Origin of the sequence: Methyloceanibacter sp. (genome assembly GCF_050728395.1) — a bacterium.
Taxonomy (GTDB): Bacteria; Pseudomonadota; Alphaproteobacteria; order Rhizobiales; family Methyloligellaceae; genus Methyloceanibacter.
The window spans coordinates 44,325-64,846 of the sequence record NZ_JBOHJB010000003.1; the positions used below are offsets into that span (position 1 = coordinate 44,325).

Consider the following 20,522-nt stretch of genomic DNA (forward strand, 5'->3'; position numbering starts at 1 on the left):
GTCCGTTGAAAGGTGGTTGACGAAATAATCAGTCGTGGCCGCTTGCGCATGCGCACGGCCTTCCGAGCACTGAGAGCGTACGGAGAAGGCACTTTTCTATAGCTGATTTTCAGGGCTTCGCGCAACCATCCGCGCGCTTCTGTAGCGGGCTATTTTAATGAATAAATACAGACTCTTGCAGGTCGATTCGAGGACCTCCAGCGCTCGCTTTGCGGCGCTCGCCGTCAGCCTTCGGATTGACACCATCGGGAGCGAATCTGTGGAGCGGTCGAGCGAGGCTCGACGCCGTTCCGCCAGCCTGTGAAGGCTCGCTCTTGGCTCGAGCGAAACCGATCAAACAACATTGAAACGGCGAAGGAGGGTACAAGTGAAACATCAAATGGCAATAACCGCCGCTGCCCTCCTCTTGAGCCTTGCCCCGGCCCTGGCTGAGACGCATGCGACCCCCAACGAGATTTTGCAAGGGCCGGCCCAGGTCCAGGCTCCATCGGAATCCCCGGCAACCGCTTCCGCCTCGCTCACTCCGACAGGCCAGTCCTCGGGGACAAACGATCTGAAGCTGCATTTTATCTCGCGCCAGATGCGTGACGAGCTGCTGGTTACCGACGTGCTCGGCAGATCGGCGGTGAATGCCGCAAACGAGACGATTGGGGATGTCAACGATCTCGTGACCGACAAGAGCGGCAAGGCCATTGCGGCAGTGATCGGCGTCGGCGGCTTCCTCGGTATCGGCGAGAAGGACGTGGCGATACCCTTCGAGGATCTGAAGTTCACGCGCGACACGAACAACGATGTCAGGATCGAGGTGGACATCGACAAGGAGGCGTTGACGGCGGCGCCGGACTACCAGTCGCTCGATGATCAGGAGATCGTGGAAGGCGCCAACAAGAGCGGCCACGACGACAAGACCCACGCCTATTAGCGCTGCCGCTCGCAAGCCCGGTTGCCGCAAAGGTTGCCGGGCTTTTCGCTGGCACGCCGACGTCGACTGAGGCGATGAGCCCGCCATCGAGCGGCTCGGAGCAGACGGCGCAGTTCCTGACGGAACAGAAGTCCGACGATCTGCTCGCGAGCAAGATCATCGGCAAGCCCGCGGTCAACAGTCAGGACGAGGCCATCGGCGACGTCAACGATCTCGTGACCGACCGTAGCGGCAAGATCGTCGCCGCCTTGATCGGCGTCGGCGGCTTCCTCGGCATCGGCGAAAAGGACGTCGCCGTGCGCTTCGAGGACCTCAAACTGACGAGTGACGACAACAACACCGTGAAGGTCGTGCTGAACATCAGCAAGGACGTGCTTGCCTCGGCGCCGAGCTACAAATTGCTCGGTCAGAAGCCGGTGGTGGAGGGCTCGGCCAAGACCGATCGCGAGGGCGACTCCAGCACCTACTAGCTAAAGGCTGATGATCATAGTGCCTCGGAAGCCCGGTGGCCGAAAGGTCGCCGGGCTTCGTTGGTTCTAAAACGGGATCTCGTCGTCGAGCTCCTTGTCGAAGGAGCGTCCGCCACCGCCGCCGAGCGGACCTGAGCGGCCGAAGTCCCCTGCCGAGGCGCCGGCAGGCTCGCGGTCTCCACCGCCTGCCCCTTGCTTGCTGTCGAGCAAGGTCAGCTCGCCGCGAAATTGCTGTAGCACCACCTCGGTCGAATAGCGGTCCTGGCCGGATTGGTCCTGCCATTTCCGCGTTTGCAACTGACCCTCGAGATAGACCTTCGAGCCCTTCTTCAAATATTGCTCGGCAATCTTCGCCAGGTTCTCGTTGAAGATGACGACGCGGTGCCATTCGGTGCGCTCGCGGCGCTCGCCGGTCGCCTTGTCGCGCCAGTTCTCGCTGGTGGCCACGCGCAAATTCACGATGGGGCGGCCGTCCTGCGTATGGCGAACCTCCGGATCGGCTCCGAGGTTGCCCACCAAGATGACTTTGTTGACTGATCCCGCCATGTGGCGACCTCCGCTGTTGCGCAGCCCCTGTTAACCGTGAGCGAACTCTACCGCTTGCCGGGCGCCTCTCGCTAGAAAAGGTGGCGCCGCTCCACAATAAGACGCCCGCGTAATTTTGTACACGTTTTGTTCTACTCGCCCACAGGGCGCGCTTTGCGAATTGTGCAGGTGCGAACTATGCCTTAGAGAGAACGGCGCTCGGCCCTAAGAGCTGGCAACCCGATCTTCACGATCTGTAGGTCAGGCTCAGCGGGCCGACCCACCCCTACCCTAACCAGGGACAGCGATGCAGCGCACCGTCGAACAGCGCCACAGTCCAAAACGCCGCACCAGCGCCCGGCGCCACGTCCCCGCGAAGACCTTCGGCTTCACCGCGCGGCAGCGACCTTTCATCATCGTGCTGGTGGCGAACTGGATCTTCTCGCTCACCTTCTTCCTGGGGATGAAGCTCGTCTGGCACTGGCAGCCGGCCGATTGGGGCATCGCCGATCGCATCGCGCTCGTGCTCAAGGACGCGGTGTTCGCCCTCCTGCCCGGCGTGATCGGCATCTGCATCGTCGCGGCGCAGCGGCTCAACCCCAGCATGTTTGTCGGGCAGACGCCCAAGCCGAACTCGGCCGTGGACATCAACAACAGGTTCATCCTCAACACCTTCGAGCAGTTCACCGCCTATTTCGTGGCCAATGCCGGTCTTGCCATGTACTGCCCGCCCGAGGAGGCCCGCTCGCTGCCCCTGCTCACCATGTTGTTCGTGATGGGGCGCATCCTGTTCTGGATCGGCTATCACCGGAACCCGTATTTGCGTGCCTTCGGTTTCGGCATCACCTTCTATCCGACGGTCTTGGCCTTCGTCTGGCTGATGCTGATCATGGTGTTCGGCATCCGCATCCCGCTCTAGCAAACAAGCCCTCATCCCGAGGAGGCGCGTCGGCGCCGTCTCGAAGGATGAGGCCAATGCTTCGAGACGCGCCCTTCGGGCGCTCCTCAGCATGAGGGCGGTTTCACCTTCCCGCCTGCCAGTCGAGGATGGACTGAACCGGCCACAGCAGCATCAGTACGTTGAGGGTGAGGTTGTCGCGGATCATGTAACTGAAATAATCACGTCTCAACACGTCCAGGCACGTCCAGCAACTCATTGGACTACTTGACAAATCCACCACGCCGTCGTCCAGCGTGTTCCGGTGGATTCCGGTCAGGTCCATGCTCGCAACGGGAGTCAATACGTGAGACGAATTAAAAAGCTGACAGCTCGCCTCGTCGAGACTTTGAAGGAGCCGGGGCGCTACGCTGATGGTGCCGGGCTCGAATTGCAGGTGAGTAAAACCGGCACCAAGAGCTGGCTGCTGAGATACGCCATGCATGGCAAAGAGCATCGGCTCGGCCTTGGCTCCATCAAGGACTTCTCTCTTGCTGAAGCTAGAGAACGTGCGCGCCGAGCGCGCCAACAGATCGCTGATGGCGTCGATCCTCTTAGCGAAAAGAGGCGGATGAAGCTCGAGGCGGCGAAGATGTTGACCTTCGCCGAATGCGCGGCGGATTACATGTCGGTGAAGCTCAAGGTCTTCCGCAACGATAAACATCGGCAGCAATGGAAGGGCAGCATCGAGACCGCCAATCGCGTTCTCGGTCATCTGCCTGTGGATCAGGTCGATACGCCAGCAGTCCTGCGTCTGTTGAGACCGCTGTTCGACGAAACGCCGGTCACCGCGATGCGTCTGCGGGGCCGCGTCGAGGCTGTGTTGGGATGGGCGACCGCCAGCGGTTATCGGCAAGGTGATAATCCAGCGCGATGGAGAAATCATCTTTCGACGATGTTCACGTCATCGCCTGAGAAGAAGCATCTGGCCGCCCTCGACTACCGCATGATGCCGCAGCTCATGTCCCGCCTGCGTGAGCGCACTGACGTCAACGCCAAGGCTTTGGAGTTCACGATCCTCACCGCCGTTCGCAGCAATGAGACCTTTGGTGCCCGATGGGGTGAGATTGATTTCGATGAGCGTGTGTGGTGCATCCCCGCGGCTCGTACCAAGCGCCTGCGTCAGCTTCGTGTGCCCTTGGTCGATCGCGCCGTTGAGATCCTGCGCTCATTGCCGCGGTCAGGTCGGCCGGTGGCGGAGGATTTCATCTTCACCCTCACCCCAACCAGGCCGATGTCGCCCACCACCATGCGCAATGTGCTGCGTGAGTTTGATCCGATCTCGACGGTCCATGGGTTTCGCTCCTCGTTTAGCGATTGGGCCAGGGACACCACCTCGTTCCAACGCGATGTGGTTGAGGCCGCGCTCGGTCATGCGATCAGCGACAAGACAGAAGCCAGCTATCGCAGGCTAGATGCTTTGGAGAAGCGCCGGCTGTTGATGCTGGCCTGGGCCAGTCATTGCCAAGGCACTGGTGCCACAGGCCAAGTCATCCCAATCCGTACACAGGAACGTGCCTAAACCGTCCATATCTCCAACAACTGCCCAGGATCAGCCATCAGGCAACGGACACGACAGCCACCATCACGGCGATCCGGGCGTGGTCCCAGACGCCGCCAGATAGGCTTGCACGACAGTCTCCACGACCTTCTCGTTTGACAAGGCATTGAGAGTAATTTCGTAATTGCCTTCAGATTTTTTGGTCGTCGTCACAGCCGTCTCTGCATGTTCTTGGCTAAGCCGGTCCAAAGCTTCTATCGCCGCCTTCACCCCAGCCTCGTTCAGCTTCGTCATCATCGCCTCCATCATGGACTAATTGATCAGCTCGAGCTGCCGAGCTATGCGCAGCAGGCGACCGCGATTTTTCCACCTGATCGTGGTCCTGCCCCTGAGCTTCTCGATCCACTCCTCGTCCTCCTCGCTGAGATCGGCGCGACCAAGCCAGCACTTGCGGGTCAGGCTGCCGACGTCGAACCCGTAGATGGTGCTCATCTCCTGCAGGTCGTCGCGGATGCCGAGCAGGGTCTCGCCCTGCCTGGTCGAGATCGAGCCCTTGAACCGCGCCATGTCGCTGAGGAAATCGTGCTGCTTCTCGGTTAGGCCCGGCGTGGCCAGCAGGATCTTCGCCATATTGCGCACCCGCACGTCGTCGTCGGCGAGCGCCTTCACCTCTCTCCAATCCAATATTGGTCTCCTTCCCGCTCCGCGCGTGTGCACAAAGCCCCAATGGCCTGTGAGAATCACCGCAGAACAAACCATGAAACTAGGGTAGGGGAGGTGGAGTCAAGCGCCCCGGCTGTGAATATCGGGAGGCTGTGGATGACGCAGTTTATCCCGAGATCTGATTTCCCGCCGAGGGCATGTCGCGCGTCGTCGTGGACACAGCCCCCGTCACGGTTGCAGTACGGGTCCGCTCCTGTCCTCCTGGGTCCAATTGGAACAGAAGGACATCATCATGAATGACGTGAAGGTTCGTCGCTTCATCCGCCTGGATGAGGTGAAACATCTGACCGGCATCTCCCGGTCGAGCATCTACGCCCGCGAAGATTTCCCCCGCCCAGTGAAGATTGGCAAGCACGCCACCGCCTGGCTGGAGCACGAAGTTCAGGCCTGGATCGAACGGCGCGTCGCCACTCGTGAGGTGGCGTGATGGCTCGCATCGCCAAGCCCGAACACCTCGACATTCGCAAACGACAAGTTGAGGTCGCCCGCATTGTGATGGAGGCGCACGCCTGGAGCCGCATCCCGGTCACGGCTCTCAACAAGGAGCTGCTCAAGCAGGGCTTGCCAACGGTGCGCGGCTCCGGCGCCGAGAAGCTGATGAACGAGGCCGCCATAGCGGACCATCCCTCCACCGCCAGCTCAACATAGCCAAGGAGTCCAGCACCATTCGGCAAATATAACCACGTCTTAGCTCACCAACACGACTGAGTTTTTCCCGCACCAGTCGTGTTGTAAATTTATCGATGCAGGCATAGAAGGAGAAGGGCGACCCTTGTGAAAGGCCGCCCTTTTAAGGTTCTGGAGAGATGTAGACAGCTAGGAAAGTGTGATGAGCAAGCAACACCTAGCCCTTCTCGCCTCCCAGGTCAAGCAGGATGGAGACGAGAGATGGCAAAAAAAGACGGGTCGCTGGTAGTTAAGGTGAAGCGTGGCGCCGCCATTGTCACCGACCTGCGCCTCACCCATGCCGAGCGTGTGATTGGAGCCACCCTCCTTCTCTACTTTCACAACACCCAAACCGGCAGGTGCTTCCCGAGCTATCCGCAGCTGGCGGAGAAGGCTGGTGTCACCGAGAACACGGCAAAGCGCGCTGTGTCGAGGATGAAGGCCTTTGGTCACGTCGAGTTCGAGAAGAACACTGGCGGTCGCAACCGTCGCAATGAATATCTCTTCGATCTAACCATATCGCCAGCGATACCCTTTAGTGATGGAAACGGTATCATCAGCGATACCCTTTCAAGTGAGAAACCGTATCGCCAGCGATCTGAAACCGTATCGCCAGGCGCACAAAACCGTATCGCCAGCGATACTCGCAATTACCCTGGTGAATCACCCAGTGAAACACCCAGTGAGAGAGCGCGTTCGCGCTCCACTCTCATTTCCGCTGACGCGAAGATCGCCAAGAAACAGATCGAGATAGCTGCGGAGATCGGGATCAACCCCATCATGGCAAAAGATCAGTTCGCTCGCTTTAAGGCTCATCACCGAGCCAAAGGCAGCAAGTTTGCGAATTGGGATGAGGCGTGGCGCAAATGGTGTCTCGATCACCAGGGCTATCAGAAGCAGCACAATCCCAATGCCGGCAAGAAGCGGTACTTCAGACGGAACGGCGAGATTTACGACAGGCAGGAGACCATCAACGGCCTTCCCGCGCTGCTAGTGGGAGCCGCCAACTACATTCCCGAAAGCGAGATCGAAGACTTGCCCGTGCGGGGCTTTTGAAAGGACTACCGATGAACGAACGCGACCAAACGACCATCGTTAAGATCGAGCTCCATCCCAAGGAGCTTCGGGCGCTAAAAGAGATCGCCGAGGATCGCGGGGAAAGTGTCACCAATCTGGTGTCGACTGCGCTTCGACGCTTTATCTTCGGCGAAAAAGACCGCATCAACATTGAGATCGCCGCTGTCAATCTCGGCAAGAACTCACCGCCGCGCACGAACAAGTCTCAGGTGCGAGCAATCCGGGCCAAGGCCGTGAAGGTCAAAGCCAGCACCAAGGCAGACACCAAGTCCCCCATCACCACCAAGGAAACCAAGTAGTCCAACGCCAAGTAGGCGACATGCCCACGCACCCACTCACACAGAAAACTTTTTTCATACCGCTGGACGGTGCTGGACGACCAGCAACTTGCATTCCATCGCCCGTTGACTCATACCGATTCAGTTCACCGCCGTATCGGCCCGGCGTCGATGAGCGCATCGTGGTGAAGGTGACGTGCTCGATCTTCCGGTCCGTGTCTGCTCTTTTTGCGGTGAGGAGCTTCTCGGGTCCAACCTTCGTCGTCGCTATTGCGGAGACACCTGTAGACAGCGTGCGCACCGTGACACGGTCCCACCCCTGTCAACCACCTCCAACCCTCATGTCACGGCTAGAAACGCTTCCAGTGACTCCTCTGACGGTCTTAAACCCTACATCTACCCCGAGCGAGTGATCGATCCTCTCATCGGCAGCAATCCCGATGGCAGCACCCCGGGGGCGATCCAAGGCGACTACCCGCTCGAATACCACGACGATGGCATGCCCAAACTGCCCGACTGCCTGCGTCGGAGGTCGGCATGACCACCGCTATCGGCAGCCTAGTTCGCTTCAACGGCAAGCGCTTCGTCGTGTGGGCGCACGAGCTTGGCCATGACGGCGTCACGCGTTTGCGCATCTGTCGGCAAGATGGCGTCCCCGGTGCCCTGGATAGCGCGCTCGTTTCCGATGGCGATGTCGAGGTCTTGTTCCCGCCGTTGTCGTATCCAGTCGGCACCATCGTCGAGCTCCAATCAGGCGAGAGAGGCCAAGTCGTCGCCGACGATGGCAGTGACTCAGTCGATGTTGAGGTCATTCATCATCACTTCGTCGAGGGTAGCGGTGGCGTAGTCACCGCCGGGGTAACGCGCGCATCGCGGGCTGGATTGAGGCTTCGAAACACATGACCAAGAATATCCGCATCATCCATAGCGGTGCTGACCTTCACCATCCCGTGAAGGAAGCGGCGGTACCGCAGCCGCGGCTCGCCATACCACTGTCCCTCGATCCTCGCGCTGTCAGCAAGCATCTACCCAAGGTGCGTGGTGGTCAGGGTAAGGATGAGGTGATTGAGAGGCTCGCTGAGACCATCACCAATACTCACGCCAAAGCTCACGTCCTCCAGACATTTTCAGCAAAACTGGAGGCGGATCAAACCCTCACCCAGGCGCAGAAAGCCTTACAAATCAAGCGGTCTGCGTTGAAAGTAGCAGACAGTCTATCCACCAAACTCGACGGTGCCAGACACCAGGCCCGCGTCTCTATCAGCGAGATCGAAGGTCAGATACAGCCACCGCGGCCGAGGGATGCAGCGGAAGCTCAAATGCATAGTGAGCTGCGTCAGCGCCTATCGATGATGTCGGCAGAGGATCGGTTGAAGGTCACGGCAGAAAAGCTGATCGACAACGACACCGTTGCTGCGCTGGCTGGTGCGCCTGCGTGGGTGAGCGGCTTGAGTCAGGCTGAGCGCGATGCCCGCATTGCTTCCTGGCAGCGGAAGAATTTCCCAGAGCAGACCGAAAGGCTCTCGCGGTTGAAGTCGGCGGTGGAGGGGTTTGATCGTGCCGCAGGTTCGTTCTTCGGCATGGTGGATGCGGTGGCGAAAGATCCAGCCGCGATCCTCGCCGAGGCTCAGGAGCTTGAGACGGAAGCAGCCAGACAGAAATTGGAGTCCAATGATGACTGAACTCATGCCCGACACCACCGACGATCCAGGTGAGCTTGCGTCGTTTTACGAACGCGATGGCGATGGCTTCAGGCTGAGCAACTTCGGTCGGGAAGTAAAGGTCGAGCACGGTCGCCTGTTGATGAAGCTTGAGCGCGAGATGATCGACACCGAGCAGAGTATCGAAGCGCGTGTCCGCGACAAGGATGACGACACCAGGCGCACCTGGACGAGAGTGCTGTTCCGTCGAGAGGTCGAATCCGCGATCCGCAAACTCCGCATCCCCGAAGACCTGCGCGATGTCGCGCAGAAGAACATCGTCTATGCGCTTGCACCGCTCACCGTTGTCGATCCCGAACTACCTGTGATGGTGGCCTCACCAGAAGGTCCCGTGTCGGTGATCGATGCCGTCCAGGGCTGGCTCATGCTCGAGGAGAGCAAGCCGTTTCGGCCTGAGCCTGCGGTGCCGAAAGTGGTCGGGATCTACGCCAAGAAACTCGCTGAACTAAAACTCGGAATCATCAAGTGACGTGCCTAGCAACGGGAGTCACCATGTCTAGCTATTCGACCTGGGCACAAGAAGTTCCACCCAAACAAGCCCGTAGGCTTCGAGTAGAAGCGGATCACCACTCCGCCACACGACGCCTGGATCAGGCTCGTGACCGGCTCGAGCTTTACCGAAATGCGTTGGCGAGGTTTCCCTGCCGGAAGACCGACCAAATCCTGGCCCGAGCTGTCGGCGAGGTGCGCCAAGCTCAGCAGGACTTGCAGGTCTCCGAGATGATGAGGGCTGCGCTGCGATGATTGGCTCGCTGAAGTTCTACCGCCAGGACAAGGGCTGGGGCTTCCTCACCATCAAGCCGGGCGAGGATATTTTTTTCCATGTCACAGACTGCGTCGATCTCGATCCTCGCACCCTTGGTGAGGGTGACCAGCTCGCCTTCGAGATCGGCAAGGCCAAGGACGGCATTCGTACCGCAGCCAAGCAGGTGCGTATTCCGAGTGACGGCGATGTTGTTGACGGATGATTGCGGTGAGGGTTGGGGTGACAGCCCTCCCTGCAAGGCGAGGTGGTCGCTCACTAGTCATTGGCCCGGCCTCCTCGCCACCCTTTCAGATGCGACTGCGGGGTCAGCGTACTTCCCCCGCCTGGCGCTCCGGGGGCGTCGTGAATCACACACGGCGTCCCCGATGCTCTCACGCGCGGGCTTTTGATTGACGGGAAATATTATGAAACGTCGTCTGTTCAATGAACATCTTCGCACTGTCCGCAAGCGCCGCTATTCGAGCCACGTCACCGCTGCTGAGGACATGGGTCTGAGCCGTGATGCCCTGGGCAATTACGAAAGAGGTGATTGCTTGCCCAACGTCACCGCGCTGCTGCTGATGTGCAAGGCTTTGAATGTCTCTCCGAACGAGCTGCTCATGCCTGACGGCAATTGGGTGAAGCCGTATCGTCGTCGGACGCCGTAACACGTTGATTTTGTTTGACAAATCCGACAGGATGTGGCAGGCTTCCTACTAGCTGTCGGATCGGCAGCTGCCCGACCGGTGAGTGTTTGCACCACCCACCGGCCAGGTCTCACCAAACCGAAACAAGAGGGGTTTCGATATGGCTTCTTCCATCATAGTCACGTCTGCGCTCGTCGTCGATTTGCATGGCGACCAGGGCAATATTTTTGCCGTGCTTGCCACCGTCACCGCGTGGATGCGCGAGCAGGGCTTCCCGCCGCATCTCCAGGAGTCGATGTTCAACTCCGCGCTGAGTGCGTGCAGCTACGCCGCCGCGCTCAAAGTGATCGCCGATCATAGCGGCGCTCAGTTCGTTTTCTGTGGCCGTCCGTTCGACGTGCCTGGTTTGGGGAGGGCGCAGTAATGGCCCTCGAACAGGCAAAGACACACAAGCTCGGCTACCCGATCATCACCGGCAGCATTGCGCTCGCCATGACCGCCGAGGAGTTTGCCACTCTGGCCCCGGCGCAGAGAGGCTTCGTCAACCGGCACCGTCGCCTGAGTGGCGTCGAACCATTTGCGCGGCCTGACATTGCCGCTGGTGGCGTCCAGATCGAGGTCAAGGATCAGCTCGCTCGCAGTGTCGAGCAGGCCCGCGAGGAAGATCGCGCCGAGCCTGAGGTGGTGAAGGCGAAGAAGCCGGCGAAGGAGAAGAAGCCTGCGGCGAAGCGTAAGGGCCTGTTCGGTCGGAAGGCTTCTTGATGATCACCGTCATCGTCGCCGTGATCGCGCTCCTGATTGGAATGGCGATCGGAGCCCTTGGGGTCTTGGCCCTCCAGTTCGAGGACGAGATCAGGGAGGGGAGGCCAGAGCAATACTAGCGGGGAGGCCGGGATGGTTCGCACCAAGGCCGTAGTAGTGGCTGTCGGTGGACCGCGTACCCGGCTGAGGGAGGGGCAGGATCGGCAGTCGCTCGCACAGAGGTTCATCGTTGGAGCCGACGCTATCCTGCCCCGCAGTTTCGGGCAGCAGAGCCCTCACACACTCCCTGCTGCCCCCGGAGGCGGGTCGAGTTTCACCCTGAGACTCGGCCCGCCTTTCCTTTGGAGGGCACATGCTGGCGATCTTTTGGCTCGATCGACACGTCGCCGATGTCGAGCTTGGCCTGGGCGGCGAGCTAGTCGTCACGGGCGAGCCGTGGGTGTCTGGCCTGCTCGAGAACATGCGCCATTGGCGCGGCGAGATCCTGCTCGATGCCGAGCTGTACCTGTTGTTGCCGCACCGCCTGAAAGGCCACCTGTGGGCTGGCTGGAAAACGAGGAGCTGAATGGATCAAAGATGGTTCGGGCTTTGGGTGCAGTCGCGGGTGTGGGTTTACGCCAAGACGATGCCGCAGTGGCCTCATGAGTACACTTCGGTCAACCGCAAAAAGGATGCGCCCGAGGTCGTCGAGATGTTCGAGGTAGCGGTGGTCTACGTTCGAGAGGCGGGCATGAGGCTGCGCTTCAAGGCGACAGGATCGCGCTTCACCTACCTGCCGTTCGGCGCTCACATGTATTGGAGCATGGGGTGGCCGCCATCTCAGACGGTGGTTCTCAACCGATGCGAATACGTCGAAGGCTTACCTGATCACATCCCGGTAAAGCGCAGAAAGCCAAAGGGTTCACCCACCCAAACGGGACATGGAACGTGAGTAACACTCAGGTTCGCTGAATCTTCCATCCCTCAACCCATTGGGAAACAACGACTTCAACACCCATTGACTACGGATCATGTATCCGACGGCGAGTTCGAGCGCGATCGCCACGGCAATTGTGAGCCAGACCGGCCACCAGCGCGCCAAAAAGAAGCCGAAGATCATAAACAGTGTGTCGGCCACCGAGTTGATGACGCTGTCGCCGTAATAGTCGAGCGATACGGTGGCGCCGCGGTAGCGGTTGATCAGCCAGTCGGTGTTCTCGATCACCTCCCATGAGGCCTCGATGGCCACTGCCAGGATCAGCCGGGTGCCGAAGGACATCGGCACCCAACGCGAGAGGAGCCAAAGCGCGCCATAGAAGATGAAGCCGTGGATGATGTGCGAGGGCGAGTACCAGTCCGAGAGGTGCTGGGAGTTCTCGCTCGACATCACCACGCCGTGCCACAGCTTCACATAGCCGCATTTGCAGATCGGCTCGCGGCCCATGGCCATGAGGATTGCCGCCTGGAGCGCGATGAGGCCGACGACGGCGATGATGACCTGGGTGCGGGTGAGCTTCATTCGATCGACATCTAGGCTAAGATTCGGCGGCGCGTCATCCGACTCCTTGGGGTGCCGCTGAAGGCTGTTCTCCTTAATTTGCGCTGCGCGCACTGGATTCCGGCGTGCGCCGGAATGACGCCTGTGGCTGAGTTCGGCGGCAATACCAACTCCGTCATACCGGCGAAAGCCGGTATCCAGCTCGCGCGGGAACGCGCGACATAAAGCGGCTTATCTATCACGTCAGGTAGGTGCCACTTACCGCCAGCATGATATCAATGGAGGGGATACAGGGTGATTTCGGGGGCCCTCAAGAAAGCGTCGTAGATCGCATGACCCAAGACGAGGCGCTTGCCCTGCTCAAGACAGGGGCGAGCATCTTCCTGACCGGCCAGCCCGGCAGCGGCAAGACCCACACCGTCAATCGCTATGTCCGCGAGCTGCAGCGGCAAAGCATCGGATACGCTTATACCGCCTCGACCGGCATCGCCGCTACGCACGGCTACGGCGTCACCATCCACGCTTGGAGCGGCATCGGCGTGCGCGAAACCCTCACCCGCCGGGATCTCGATGTACTGGCCGCCAACCGCCGTCTCGCCGCCCGCATCGAGAAGACCAAGGTGCTCATCATCGATGAGATCTCGATGCTGCCGGCGCGCGCTCTGAGCCTGGTCGATGCGGTCTGCCGCCATATCAGGGGATCGCAAGCGCCGTTCGGCGGCATGCAGGTCGTGCTGGTTGGCGATTTCTTCCAGCTTCCTCCGGTGGTGCGCCGGGACCGCTACGAGGACGCCATGCTGCCGCTTGCCGGCGAGACGGACGGGTTTGGCGCGGAGTTCGCCCATACTTCGCAAGCCTGGAGGGACCTTGCGCCGACCGTCTGCTATCTTTCCGAGCAGCACCGGCAAAGCGATGCCGCGTTTCTCGACGTGCTCGCCGCCATCCGCGCCAACGCTTGCGTCGGCCCGCATCGCGATCGCCTCGCTTCGCGGCTGATCGGCCGCGATCAGCTCCCCGCTGCCTGCACGCGCCTCTTCACCCACAACGCCGCCGTCGACGACATCAACCGGCAGCAATTGGCGAAGCTCGCCGGCAAGGCGCACATCTTCGCCATGGTCGCCAAGGGACCGGAGGCGTTCGTGCGCACGCTGCAGCGCGGCTGCCTGTCGCCGGAAAGGCTCGAGCTGAAACAGGGCGCGGTGGTGATGTTCACCAAGAACGATCCCGCCGGCCGCTATGTGAACGGCACGCTCGGGGTCGTCGACGATTTCGATGCCGAAGACGGCTATCCGATGGTGCGGACGCGCGGCGCCAAGCGCATTCTGGCCGAACCCTCGAAATGGAAGATCGATGAGAACGGCAAGGAGCGCGCGAGCATCACTCAGGTGCCGCTCAGGCTCGCCTGGGCCATGACCGTGCATAAGAGCCAGGGCATGTCGCTCGACGCGGCGGTGATCGACCTGTCACGCGCCTTCGAATATGGCCAGGGTTACGTAGCGCTGTCGCGCTTGCGGAGCCTCTCGGGCTTGCACCTTCTCGGCCTGAACGAGCGGGCGCTGCGCGTGCATCCGCTGGCGGTGGAGAAGGACGCCGAGTTCCGCGCGGCGTCGGCTGCGGCACCCCGGCCCGACGCTGCTTCCATCGCCCAGAAGCAACAGGACTTCGTCGCTGCAAGCGCCGTCAGCCCCGCCCGGACGGCGGGCTTGGAGCCGGCAAGGCCGCGCATGCCGTGGACGCCGCAAGGTTCCGCACTCGATGCCATCCGCGCGACCCACGCCAAGGCCTATGCGCCCTGGACTAGCGCGGACGACCTGGATCTCAGACGCCGCCATGAGGCCGGCGAGAGGGTCGAGACAATCGCCGCCGCGTTCGGCCGCAAGCCCGGTGCCATCCGTTCGCGCCTCAAGAAGCTCGGACTACTTTAGGGCGGTGAACCCGGCACGGCGCCATCCCTCCCCCAACGCGGGGAGGGTGACGCGCCCGGCCAGGCGAAGCCAGGTCGTTTTGGCGCGTCGGGTGGGGGATGCAGCGCCCCCACCCCGGCGACGCTTGGCGTCGCCGGACCTCCCCACAAGGGGGAGGTATGAAACGACGCCAGCCCGCGACGGCACCCCTCCTCTTGCCGCCGAAGCTCCTGGGGACTAAGCCTTTGCGGGGCTTGTTGAATGGGCCTTCCACCCCGACATTGCTAGGGTAATGACCTCCAAATTCATCTCGATCCGCGGCGCGCGGGAGCACAACCTCAAGAACATCTCCCTCGACCTGCCCCGGGAAAAGCTCGTGGTGATCACCGGGCTTTCCGGCTCCGGCAAATCCTCGCTCGCCTTCGACACCATCTATGCCGAGGGCCAGCGCCGTTACGTCGAGTCGCTCGCTGCCTATGCGCGCCAGTTCCTCGACATGATGCAGAAGCCGGACGTCGACCATATCGACGGCCTGTCGCCGGCCATTTCCATCGAGCAGAAGACGACCTCCAGGAATCCGCGCTCCACGGTCGGCACGGTCACCGAGATCTACGACTATATGCGGCTGCTGTTCGCCCGTGTGGGCGTGCCCTATTCGCCGGCGACCGGGCTTCCCATCGAGAGCCAGACGGTTTCCCAGATGGTCGATCGCGTGCTGACGCTGCCCGAGGGCACCCGGCTCTATCTCTTGGCGCCGATCGCGCGCGGGCGTAAGGGCGAGTACCGGAAGGAATTCGCCGAGCTGCAGAAGAAGGGCTTCCAGAGGCTCAAGATCGACGGCACATTCTACGAGATCGGCGAAGCTCCTGCGCTGGACAAGAAGTTCAAGCACGACATCGACGTGGTGGTGGATCGCGTGGTGGTGCGCCCCGACATGAGCGCGCGGCTTGCCGACAGCTTCGAGACGGCGCTGGCTCTCTCTGACGGCATCGCCGTGGTCGAGTTCGCCGACCGTGCGCCTGAGCCCCCTCACCCCAACCCTCTCCCCCAAGGGGAGAGGGAGTCGGGCCGTGCCCGATCCAGCACTATGTCAGGGTCCGATAGCGAGAAGGACGGCGGCGCCACCTCGTCCCCTCTCCCCGGCGGGGAGAGGGACAGGGTGAGGGGGAGCGAACCTAACCGCATCATCTTCTCGGCGAAGTTCGCCTGCCCGGTCTCCGGCTTCACCATCGAGGAGATCGAGCCGCGGCTGTTCTCCTTCAACAACCCCTATGGCGCCTGTCCCGCCTGCGACGGGCTCGGCACCGAGCTGTTCTTCGAGCCCGACCTCGTGGTGCCTGACGAAAATCTGAGCCTCAACCGCGGCGCCATCGCCCCCTGGGCGCGCACGTCCGCCAGCTCGCCCTATTACCAGCAGACGCTTGAGAGCCTTGCCCGCGCCTACCGCCAGCCGATGACCAAGCCTTGGAAGTCTCTGCCCGAGGACTTCCGCAACGTGATCCTCTACGGCTCAGGCGACGACGAGATCATTTTCACCTACGATGACGGCGTCCGTCACTACTCGACCACCAAGCCGTTCGAGGGCGTGATCACCAATATCGAGCGGCGCTGGCGCGAGACGGAATCCTCCTGGGTGCGGGACGAGCTGTCGCGCTTCCAGTCGGACCAGCCTTGCGAGACCTGCGCCGGCTATCGCCTCAAGCCGCAGGCGCTGGCGGTGAAGATCGATCGCCTGCATATCGGCCAGGTCTCCGACATGTCGATCCGCGAGGCCTGCCATTGGTTCGCGACGCTGCCCGCCAAACTGACGCCGAAGCAGAACGAGATCGCCGAGCGCATCCTGAAGGAGATCCGCGAGCGGCTGAACTTCCTCAACGACGTGGGCTTGGACTACCTCACGCTGGCACGCGCGAGCGGAACGCTGTCAGGCGGCGAGAGCCAGCGCATCCGCCTCGCCTCGCAGATCGGCTCCGGCTTGACCGGGGTGCTCTACGTTCTCGACGAGCCCTCCATCGGCCTGCACCAGCGCGACAATGCGCGCCTCCTGGAAACGCTCGATCGCCTGCGCGATCTCGGCAACAGCGTCATCGTGGTTGAGCATGACGAGGAGGCGATCCTAGCGGCAGACCACGTGGTGGACATGGGCCCTGGCGCCGGCATCCATGGCGGCGAGGTGGTGGCGGAAGGCAGCCCGGAGCAGGTGATGGCCAACCCTTCGAGCCTCACCGGGCAATATCTCACCGGCTTCAAGCAGATTCCGATGCCGAAGGAGCGGCGCAAGCCCACCCGCGGCCGCAGGCTCACCGTCGTCGGCGCGCGCGCCAACAACCTCAAGAACATCACCGTGGACATTCCGCTCGGGCTGTTCACCGCGGTCACCGGCGTGTCGGGCGGCGGCAAGTCGACCTTCCTCATCGAGACGCTGTATCGCGCCGTGGCGCGCAAGCTCACCAACGCCCGCGAGCATCCAGGCGAGCATGACGCGGTCGAAGGCCTTGAGCATCTCGACAAGGTCATCGACATCGACCAGTCGCCGATCGGGCGCACGCCGCGCTCCAACCCCGCCACCTATACCGGGGCCTTCACCCCCATCCGCGAATGGTTCGCCGAGCTGCCCGAGGCCAAGGTGCGCGGCTACAAGCCGGGGCGCTTCTCCTTCAACGTCAAGGGCGGGCGCTGCGAGGCCTGCCAGGGCGACGGCGTGATCAAGATCGAGATGCATTTTCTGCCCGACGTCTACGTGACCTGCGACGTGTGCAAGGGCAAGCGCTACGACCGCGAGACGCTGGAGATCAAGTTCAAGGACAAGTCGATCGCCGATGTGCTCGACATGACGGTGGAGGAGGCCGCCGACCTGTTCAAGGCGGTGCCCTCGATCCGCGACAAGCTCGAGACGCTGAAGCGCGTCGGCCTCGGCTATATCCATGTCGGCCAGCAGGCGACGACGCTCTCAGGCGGCGAGGCGCAGCGGGTGAAGCTGTCGAAGGAGCTGTCGCGCCGCGCCACCGGGCGCACGCTCTACATCCTGGATGAGCCGACCACCGGACTCCATTTTCATGATGTAGCGAAGCTGCTCGACGTGCTGCATGAGCTGGTCGACCAGGGCAACACGGTGATCGTGATCGAGCACAATCTGGAGGTGATCAAGACCGCGGACTGGATCGTGGATCTCGGCCCCGAAGGCGGCGACGCCGGCGGCCACGTGGTCGCGGTCGGCACGCCTGAGGAGCTCGCCGCCAACCAAGCGAGCTACACAGGCCAGTACCTCAAGCAGGTCTTCGACCGCCGCCGTGGGGGTAAGGCCAAACGCGCAGCCCAAGCGGCGGCAGAGTGATCATGCGCTGGTTCCGTACATGAGCGAGACTTTGCGCCGCATGCAAGCCCTCGTTCTTGGCGGCGACTATCTCGTTTCCGATCATGGGTTTAATGAGCTCGAAGACGATGGTATCCTTGCCAGTGACGTCATCGCGGGAGTTGCCGCCGCTACGGTGGTGGAGGACTATCGCGATCGGATCCGCGGCCCAAGTGTCCTCGCCTTGCAGCACGATGCGGACGGCCGTCCCATTCATGTAGTTTGGGCCGTGCCAGCGGGCGAACGCCGCCCTGCCATCCTGGTTACAGCCTATCGTCCCGATCCCGATTTGTGGGACACCGATTTTAAGCGACGGACAAGACGATGACTCGAACAAGAACCAAGCTCGTTCACGAAGGAAAGTACGCAGCCGAAGTCCAGGTTGAACTGATCGCGGACGATACGGCTTGGTCTCCTTACCTGTCTCCTCAGGACGTACAACGGTTGGATGCCGTTCGTTTGGCCCTTAGGCGAGGCGATCTGGCGGAGGCAGCGAAGCACGGTCGCGTTTACGAATTGAAACCCGTCGCCGCGGAATAAGTCGTTCTCGGCGTCGGCACGCCTGACGAGTGCCGCCAACCCTGGCGAAGGTCCCGACCATCCACGCCAGACAGGCCAGCGATCCGGGTTGCTAGAAGACTTTCGCGTCGTCTCCTTCAAGCATGTCTCGGAGGCTGGAAACGACCGGGAAGCCATAGCCATTGCCCGGCGCCTCGAGCATCAGCTTGCCGGATTTGTGATAGCTGCTCGAATAGACATCGGCGCCGATCATTTGCAGCGCGACGACCAGCGCCTGGACTGAATCGAAACCCCAGGCCGTCGTCGCCGCCTTGCCCTCAGGCCAATCGATTTCGTAGCTGCACGACCAGGCATCGCCTTCATGCTTGGGAGCGAAAATGGCGACGGGAATCGCGATGTCCCGGGCTTGGTCCTTGAGAGTGAGCGTGCGGCTCGCGATGATCATGGTCGGACCTCAATAGTTGAGCGGCGGGATTGGCAGCTCGACAAGGCAATTGGCATAGCGCAGAGACGCCTGTTCATAACAGGCTCGCAGCCCGACCATTCTGCATTGAAAAACGTCTTGCAGATATTGAGACCAGCATCGCGCTTGCAGGTCCGCCGAAATTCTTCGCAGTGTCCCGGACGAATTTGAGTCGTCTGTTGCCGAACCGCCTCCGCCCGTGCCGGCCCATTGCCCACCCTCATGCGAGCCCGCCGGGACCCGCGGTTGATTGGGATCGAAATGCGTCTGGATCACGCGAACCAGTTGTTGAAGGCTCGTCTCCACATGATTGGCCCGAATAGCAGAACGCAAGCGGAGCAATCTGGAAACAATATCTGTTTCGTGCACGACATCACTTCCTGCTGACGTTAATATCCGATGCAGGATAGTCGCGCCGGGATGACCGGGGATAAGTTCGCCTCGGGGAGATGTTTAGCTCGATCAAGACCGCAGACTGGATCGTCGATCTCGGCCCCGAAGGCGGCGACGCCGGCGGCCACGTGGTCGCGGTCGGCACGCCGGAGGAGATCGCCGCCAACCAGGCGAGCTATACCGGGCAATACCTCAAGCAGGTGTTCGACCGCCGGCGGGGGGCCAAGCCCGCCAAGCGCCCGCAGGCCGCGGAGTGACGCCCTGTTTAGTCCAAGCGCGCGTCCGCCACAACCAAAGCGGTGCGTGCAACTCGCCCCCTGCCCTGCTAGATCGTTATGGTCTCTTCCTTGAGTCGAACCACCTCTCGTCCTCCAGGCGGTTGGTGGAGGACGGACAACTCTCTCGGAGATGCTGATGAGCTCGAACAACACGAGGCGACCCCACGCCATGCCGCGCAGCAAGCGGGTTTTGATCGGTGAGACGCGGGAAGAAGAAGCGGCTCGCCTCGCAAAAGAGATCGCCGCCCATCCGGTGACGCGCTGCAAGCCAGGCGCCTACAGCCCCACGTCGTCGCGGCCAGGGTGGAGCAGCAAGCCGGTCATGCTGGAGAGCGAGCGGACGGCGGCCGAGGGCATCGCCAAGAAGATGCTGCGCAAACGCTAGTCGGCGCGCCCAGGCGGCGGAGTGAGGCGGCGTCCACAGCCGTAGCCTGCCGACTTTTCATGAATGCGAACTAAATGGTGACCTCAGACTGAGTTCAGCTTGCCTCGCGCAGACTCGCGTGAGGTTAGAAATCTGAGTTCAGGAGATCACCATGAATAAGCACTCTGTTATCGCTACCTCCGCAGCCGTCCTGTTGGGTCTTGCCGCGGTCTTGGGTCTTGGTCTAACGGCAGTCCGGGATGCGGGCGCCGGCTCACCAAAGGTTCTCTCGCCGTGCGACAAGGAGGGTCCGTTTTCGCCGAAGGTCGATAAGGATCTCCAGCGCAAGGATCTGGTTATCGAACCGGCGGAAATGCAAGGCACGCCTGAAAAGCGGAGCCGAACCCCGCAGCAAGCACAGGATGCCGAGCGCGGCGTTTGTCAGGATGGGCAAACCGGCAAGACGATCACTTTGCCAGACCCGCCGCCAGCCTCGCGAAGTCAGTTATATCCCGGAGGCGACGAAGGCGATCCGAGCCTGCCGCGGGGCGACAAGCGCCGCGCCGGCGTAGCCCCACGGTTCATGCAGGCATACGTTTTCGGCACCGACAGCCGGGTGCTGCAAACTCCCACGACATCGTTTCCTTTCCGGGGCGTGGTCAAGTTGGTGATCAAATTTCCAAAGACCCCGGCCGGAAAAGCTGCTGGCTGCACCGGCAGTTTGATTGATGGCAAGCATGTGCTGACGGCCGGCCACTGTGTTTTCCAAAGCGACCAGGGTGGCTGAAGCATCAGGGC

At 61.5% G+C, this 20,522-nt stretch carries 28 protein-coding genes and 2 pseudogenes; 24 read left to right on the top strand and 6 right to left on the bottom strand.

The genetic code is table 11. The features are described from left to right. The first annotated feature begins 379 nt into the window (after positions 1 to 379). Both ACREC7_RS01390 and ACREC7_RS01395 read left to right on the top strand, forming a co-directional pair. Positions 380 to 922: a PRC-barrel domain-containing protein gene (locus ACREC7_RS01390; RefSeq protein WP_431553897.1), complete on the top strand. Its 543-nt coding sequence runs from the start codon at positions 380 to 382 to the stop codon at positions 920 to 922. 74 nt (positions 923 to 996) lie between these two features. Beyond that, positions 997 to 1,392 carry a PRC-barrel domain-containing protein gene (locus ACREC7_RS01395; RefSeq protein ID WP_431553898.1) on the top strand — a complete coding sequence of 132 codons (396 nt, stop codon included), beginning with the start codon at positions 997 to 999 and terminating at the stop codon, positions 1,390 to 1,392. A 66-nt stretch (positions 1,393 to 1,458) separates the two neighbouring features. On the opposite strand, the gene ACREC7_RS01400 is transcribed toward ACREC7_RS01395, so the two are convergent. After that, complete coding sequence (locus ACREC7_RS01400) at positions 1,459 to 1,938, bottom strand: single-stranded DNA-binding protein (RefSeq protein ID WP_431553899.1); 480 nt, start codon at positions 1,936 to 1,938, stop codon at positions 1,459 to 1,461. Positions 1,939 to 2,224: 286 nt separating this feature from the next. Between ACREC7_RS01400 and ACREC7_RS01405 the strand changes: the two genes are divergently transcribed. Beyond that, positions 2,225 to 2,836 (top strand): MAPEG family protein, encoded by a 612-nt coding sequence (locus ACREC7_RS01405; RefSeq protein ID WP_431553900.1) that lies wholly within the window; start codon positions 2,225 to 2,227, stop codon positions 2,834 to 2,836. A gap of 103 nt (positions 2,837 to 2,939) precedes the next feature. Here ACREC7_RS01405 and ACREC7_RS01410 read toward each other — a convergent pair. Continuing rightward, positions 2,940 to 3,026 (bottom strand): annotated as a pseudogene (locus tag ACREC7_RS01410) (DUF2585 family protein); the annotation flags it as partial. A 135-nt stretch (positions 3,027 to 3,161) separates the two neighbouring features. On the opposite strand from ACREC7_RS01410, the gene ACREC7_RS01415 reads away from it, so the two are divergent. Then, positions 3,162 to 4,376: a tyrosine-type recombinase/integrase gene (locus tag ACREC7_RS01415; protein WP_431553901.1), complete on the top strand. Its 1,215-nt coding sequence runs from the start codon at positions 3,162 to 3,164 to the stop codon at positions 4,374 to 4,376. Between the two features lie 63 nt (positions 4,377 to 4,439). Here the strand turns inward: ACREC7_RS01415 and ACREC7_RS01420 are convergent, their stop codons facing one another. Together ACREC7_RS01420 and ACREC7_RS01425 are read right to left on the bottom strand one after the other, a co-directional pair. Further along, positions 4,440 to 4,652, bottom strand: coding sequence for a hypothetical protein (locus tag ACREC7_RS01420; RefSeq protein ID WP_431553902.1), 213 nt, complete (start codon positions 4,650 to 4,652; stop codon positions 4,440 to 4,442). Between the two features lie 15 nt (positions 4,653 to 4,667). After that, positions 4,668 to 5,039, bottom strand: a complete 372-nt coding sequence (locus tag ACREC7_RS01425) for a hypothetical protein (RefSeq protein WP_431553903.1) — start codon at positions 5,037 to 5,039, stop codon at positions 4,668 to 4,670. Between the two features lie 271 nt (positions 5,040 to 5,310). Here ACREC7_RS01425 and ACREC7_RS01430 point away from each other — a divergent pair, with 271 nt between their 5' ends. The 14 genes from ACREC7_RS01430 to ACREC7_RS01495 all read left to right on the top strand — a co-directional run bounded on the left by ACREC7_RS01430 (position 5,311) and on the right by ACREC7_RS01495 (position 11,905). Continuing rightward, entirely contained in the window at positions 5,311 to 5,505 is a 195-nt protein-coding gene (locus ACREC7_RS01430) for a helix-turn-helix transcriptional regulator (RefSeq protein WP_431553904.1), read from the top strand. Next, positions 5,505 to 5,726 carry a hypothetical protein gene (locus ACREC7_RS01435; RefSeq protein WP_431553905.1) on the top strand — a complete coding sequence of 74 codons (222 nt, stop codon included), beginning with the start codon at positions 5,505 to 5,507 and terminating at the stop codon, positions 5,724 to 5,726. The genes ACREC7_RS01430 and ACREC7_RS01435 overlap by 1 nt, the downstream gene beginning before the upstream one ends. 240 nt (positions 5,727 to 5,966) lie before the next feature. Further along, the gene (locus tag ACREC7_RS01440) at positions 5,967 to 6,800 is read left to right on the top strand and encodes a helix-turn-helix domain-containing protein (RefSeq protein ID WP_431553906.1); all 834 of its coding nucleotides are present in this window, start codon (positions 5,967 to 5,969) and stop codon (positions 6,798 to 6,800) included. Positions 6,801 to 6,811: 11 nt separating this feature from the next. Beyond that, the gene (locus tag ACREC7_RS01445; RefSeq protein WP_431553907.1) at positions 6,812 to 7,120 is read left to right on the top strand and encodes a hypothetical protein; all 309 of its coding nucleotides are present in this window, start codon (positions 6,812 to 6,814) and stop codon (positions 7,118 to 7,120) included. A gap of 516 nt (positions 7,121 to 7,636) precedes the next feature. Continuing rightward, positions 7,637 to 8,002 (top strand): hypothetical protein, encoded by a 366-nt coding sequence (locus ACREC7_RS01450; protein WP_431553908.1) that lies wholly within the window; start codon positions 7,637 to 7,639, stop codon positions 8,000 to 8,002. Next, the gene (locus ACREC7_RS01455) at positions 7,999 to 8,781 is read left to right on the top strand and encodes a hypothetical protein (protein WP_431553909.1); all 783 of its coding nucleotides are present in this window, start codon (positions 7,999 to 8,001) and stop codon (positions 8,779 to 8,781) included. The genes ACREC7_RS01450 and ACREC7_RS01455 overlap by 4 nt, the downstream gene beginning before the upstream one ends. After that, entirely contained in the window at positions 8,771 to 9,289 is a 519-nt protein-coding gene (locus ACREC7_RS01460) for a hypothetical protein (protein WP_431553910.1), read from the top strand. The genes ACREC7_RS01455 and ACREC7_RS01460 overlap by 11 nt, the downstream gene beginning before the upstream one ends. 271 nt (positions 9,290 to 9,560) lie before the next feature. Beyond that, on the top strand, positions 9,561 to 9,788 hold the full coding sequence (locus ACREC7_RS01465; protein WP_431553911.1) for a cold-shock protein: 228 nt from the start codon (positions 9,561 to 9,563) through the stop codon (positions 9,786 to 9,788). Between the two features lie 202 nt (positions 9,789 to 9,990). Then, complete coding sequence (locus ACREC7_RS01470; protein WP_431553912.1) at positions 9,991 to 10,233, top strand: helix-turn-helix domain-containing protein; 243 nt, start codon at positions 9,991 to 9,993, stop codon at positions 10,231 to 10,233. A 139-nt stretch (positions 10,234 to 10,372) separates the two neighbouring features. Then, positions 10,373 to 10,636 (top strand): hypothetical protein, encoded by a 264-nt coding sequence (locus tag ACREC7_RS01475; RefSeq protein ID WP_431553913.1) that lies wholly within the window; start codon positions 10,373 to 10,375, stop codon positions 10,634 to 10,636. Continuing rightward, positions 10,636 to 10,974, top strand: coding sequence for a hypothetical protein (locus ACREC7_RS01480; protein WP_431553914.1), 339 nt, complete (start codon positions 10,636 to 10,638; stop codon positions 10,972 to 10,974). Before ACREC7_RS01475 ends, ACREC7_RS01480 begins: the two co-directional genes overlap by 1 nt. Further along, entirely contained in the window at positions 10,971 to 11,093 is a 123-nt protein-coding gene (locus ACREC7_RS01485) for a hypothetical protein (RefSeq protein WP_431553915.1), read from the top strand. Before ACREC7_RS01480 ends, ACREC7_RS01485 begins: the two co-directional genes overlap by 4 nt. Before the next feature lie 233 nt (positions 11,094 to 11,326). Beyond that, positions 11,327 to 11,539: a hypothetical protein gene (locus ACREC7_RS01490; RefSeq protein ID WP_431553916.1), complete on the top strand. Its 213-nt coding sequence runs from the start codon at positions 11,327 to 11,329 to the stop codon at positions 11,537 to 11,539. Next, positions 11,540 to 11,905: a hypothetical protein gene (locus ACREC7_RS01495; protein ID WP_431553917.1), complete on the top strand. Its 366-nt coding sequence runs from the start codon at positions 11,540 to 11,542 to the stop codon at positions 11,903 to 11,905. On the opposite strand, the gene ACREC7_RS01500 is transcribed toward ACREC7_RS01495, so the two are convergent. Continuing rightward, complete coding sequence (locus ACREC7_RS01500) at positions 11,876 to 12,472, bottom strand: DUF2585 family protein (protein WP_431553918.1); 597 nt, start codon at positions 12,470 to 12,472, stop codon at positions 11,876 to 11,878. The two genes, ACREC7_RS01495 and ACREC7_RS01500, sit on opposite strands and share 30 nt — an antisense overlap. A gap of 311 nt (positions 12,473 to 12,783) precedes the next feature. On the opposite strand from ACREC7_RS01500, the gene ACREC7_RS01505 reads away from it, so the two are divergent. From ACREC7_RS01505 to ACREC7_RS01515, 3 genes are all read left to right on the top strand, one after another. Continuing rightward, positions 12,784 to 14,376 carry an ATP-dependent DNA helicase gene (locus tag ACREC7_RS01505; RefSeq protein ID WP_431553919.1) on the top strand — a complete coding sequence of 531 codons (1,593 nt, stop codon included), beginning with the start codon at positions 12,784 to 12,786 and terminating at the stop codon, positions 14,374 to 14,376. A gap of 271 nt (positions 14,377 to 14,647) precedes the next feature. Next, complete coding sequence (gene uvrA / locus ACREC7_RS01510; RefSeq protein ID WP_431553920.1) at positions 14,648 to 17,689, top strand: excinuclease ABC subunit UvrA; 3,042 nt, start codon at positions 14,648 to 14,650, stop codon at positions 17,687 to 17,689. A 19-nt stretch (positions 17,690 to 17,708) separates the two neighbouring features. Continuing rightward, positions 17,709 to 18,035, top strand: a complete 327-nt coding sequence (locus ACREC7_RS01515; RefSeq protein WP_431553921.1) for a DUF4258 domain-containing protein — start codon at positions 17,709 to 17,711, stop codon at positions 18,033 to 18,035. A gap of 303 nt (positions 18,036 to 18,338) precedes the next feature. Here ACREC7_RS01515 and ACREC7_RS01520 read toward each other — a convergent pair whose 3' ends face one another. After that, complete coding sequence (locus ACREC7_RS01520) at positions 18,339 to 18,671, bottom strand: DUF6968 family protein (RefSeq protein ID WP_431553922.1); 333 nt, start codon at positions 18,669 to 18,671, stop codon at positions 18,339 to 18,341. Between the two features lie 479 nt (positions 18,672 to 19,150). Here ACREC7_RS01520 and ACREC7_RS01525 point away from each other — a divergent pair. The 3 genes and pseudogenes from ACREC7_RS01525 to ACREC7_RS01535 form a co-directional block, all read left to right on the top strand. Further along, positions 19,151 to 19,339: pseudogene (locus tag ACREC7_RS01525) on the top strand (hypothetical protein); the annotation flags it as partial. A 190-nt stretch (positions 19,340 to 19,529) separates the two neighbouring features. Beyond that, a complete protein-coding gene (locus ACREC7_RS01530) occupies positions 19,530 to 19,745 on the top strand; it encodes a hypothetical protein (protein WP_431553923.1) in 216 nt (71 codons plus the stop codon). Between the two features lie 151 nt (positions 19,746 to 19,896). After that, positions 19,897 to 20,511, top strand: coding sequence for a trypsin-like serine protease (locus ACREC7_RS01535; protein ID WP_431553924.1), 615 nt, complete (start codon positions 19,897 to 19,899; stop codon positions 20,509 to 20,511). The last annotated feature ends 11 nt before the right edge of the window (positions 20,512 to 20,522 follow it).

Bases quoted from the DNA above. Each gene is read 5' to 3' on its own strand.
- uvrA (WP_431553920.1), top strand. From the start codon at position 14,648: ATGACCTCCAAATTCATCTCGATCCGCGGCGCGCGGGAGCACAACCTC.
- ACREC7_RS01440 (WP_431553906.1), top strand. From the start codon at position 5,967: ATGGCAAAAAAAGACGGGTCGCTGGTAGTTAAGGTGAAGCGTGGCGCC.
- ACREC7_RS01450 (WP_431553908.1), top strand. From the start codon at position 7,637: ATGACCACCGCTATCGGCAGCCTAGTTCGCTTCAACGGCAAGCGCTTC.
- ACREC7_RS01495 (WP_431553917.1), top strand. From the start codon at position 11,540: ATGGATCAAAGATGGTTCGGGCTTTGGGTGCAGTCGCGGGTGTGGGTT.
- ACREC7_RS01390 (WP_431553897.1), top strand. From the start codon at position 380: ATGGCAATAACCGCCGCTGCCCTCCTCTTGAGCCTTGCCCCGGCCCTG.
- ACREC7_RS01430 (WP_431553904.1), top strand. From the start codon at position 5,311: ATGAATGACGTGAAGGTTCGTCGCTTCATCCGCCTGGATGAGGTGAAA.
- ACREC7_RS01400 (WP_431553899.1), bottom strand. From the start codon at position 1,938: ATGGCGGGATCAGTCAACAAAGTCATCTTGGTGGGCAACCTCGGAGCC.
- ACREC7_RS01490 (WP_431553916.1), top strand. From the start codon at position 11,327: ATGCTGGCGATCTTTTGGCTCGATCGACACGTCGCCGATGTCGAGCTT.
- ACREC7_RS01395 (WP_431553898.1), top strand. From the start codon at position 997: ATGAGCCCGCCATCGAGCGGCTCGGAGCAGACGGCGCAGTTCCTGACG.
- ACREC7_RS01445 (WP_431553907.1), top strand. From the start codon at position 6,812: ATGAACGAACGCGACCAAACGACCATCGTTAAGATCGAGCTCCATCCC.
- ACREC7_RS01505 (WP_431553919.1), top strand. From the start codon at position 12,784: ATGACCCAAGACGAGGCGCTTGCCCTGCTCAAGACAGGGGCGAGCATC.
- ACREC7_RS01470 (WP_431553912.1), top strand. From the start codon at position 9,991: ATGAAACGTCGTCTGTTCAATGAACATCTTCGCACTGTCCGCAAGCGC.
- ACREC7_RS01500 (WP_431553918.1), bottom strand. From the start codon at position 12,472: ATGAAGCTCACCCGCACCCAGGTCATCATCGCCGTCGTCGGCCTCATC.
- ACREC7_RS01480 (WP_431553914.1), top strand. From the start codon at position 10,636: ATGGCCCTCGAACAGGCAAAGACACACAAGCTCGGCTACCCGATCATC.
- ACREC7_RS01420 (WP_431553902.1), bottom strand. From the start codon at position 4,652: ATGATGACGAAGCTGAACGAGGCTGGGGTGAAGGCGGCGATAGAAGCT.
- ACREC7_RS01520 (WP_431553922.1), bottom strand. From the start codon at position 18,671: ATGATCATCGCGAGCCGCACGCTCACTCTCAAGGACCAAGCCCGGGAC.
- ACREC7_RS01455 (WP_431553909.1), top strand. From the start codon at position 7,999: ATGACCAAGAATATCCGCATCATCCATAGCGGTGCTGACCTTCACCAT.
- ACREC7_RS01535 (WP_431553924.1), top strand. From the start codon at position 19,897: ATGAATAAGCACTCTGTTATCGCTACCTCCGCAGCCGTCCTGTTGGGT.
- ACREC7_RS01475 (WP_431553913.1), top strand. From the start codon at position 10,373: ATGGCTTCTTCCATCATAGTCACGTCTGCGCTCGTCGTCGATTTGCAT.
- ACREC7_RS01515 (WP_431553921.1), top strand. From the start codon at position 17,709: ATGAGCGAGACTTTGCGCCGCATGCAAGCCCTCGTTCTTGGCGGCGAC.
- ACREC7_RS01465 (WP_431553911.1), top strand. From the start codon at position 9,561: ATGATTGGCTCGCTGAAGTTCTACCGCCAGGACAAGGGCTGGGGCTTC.
- ACREC7_RS01405 (WP_431553900.1), top strand. From the start codon at position 2,225: ATGCAGCGCACCGTCGAACAGCGCCACAGTCCAAAACGCCGCACCAGC.
- ACREC7_RS01530 (WP_431553923.1), top strand. From the start codon at position 19,530: ATGCCGCGCAGCAAGCGGGTTTTGATCGGTGAGACGCGGGAAGAAGAA.
- ACREC7_RS01435 (WP_431553905.1), top strand. From the start codon at position 5,505: ATGGCTCGCATCGCCAAGCCCGAACACCTCGACATTCGCAAACGACAA.
- ACREC7_RS01460 (WP_431553910.1), top strand. From the start codon at position 8,771: ATGATGACTGAACTCATGCCCGACACCACCGACGATCCAGGTGAGCTT.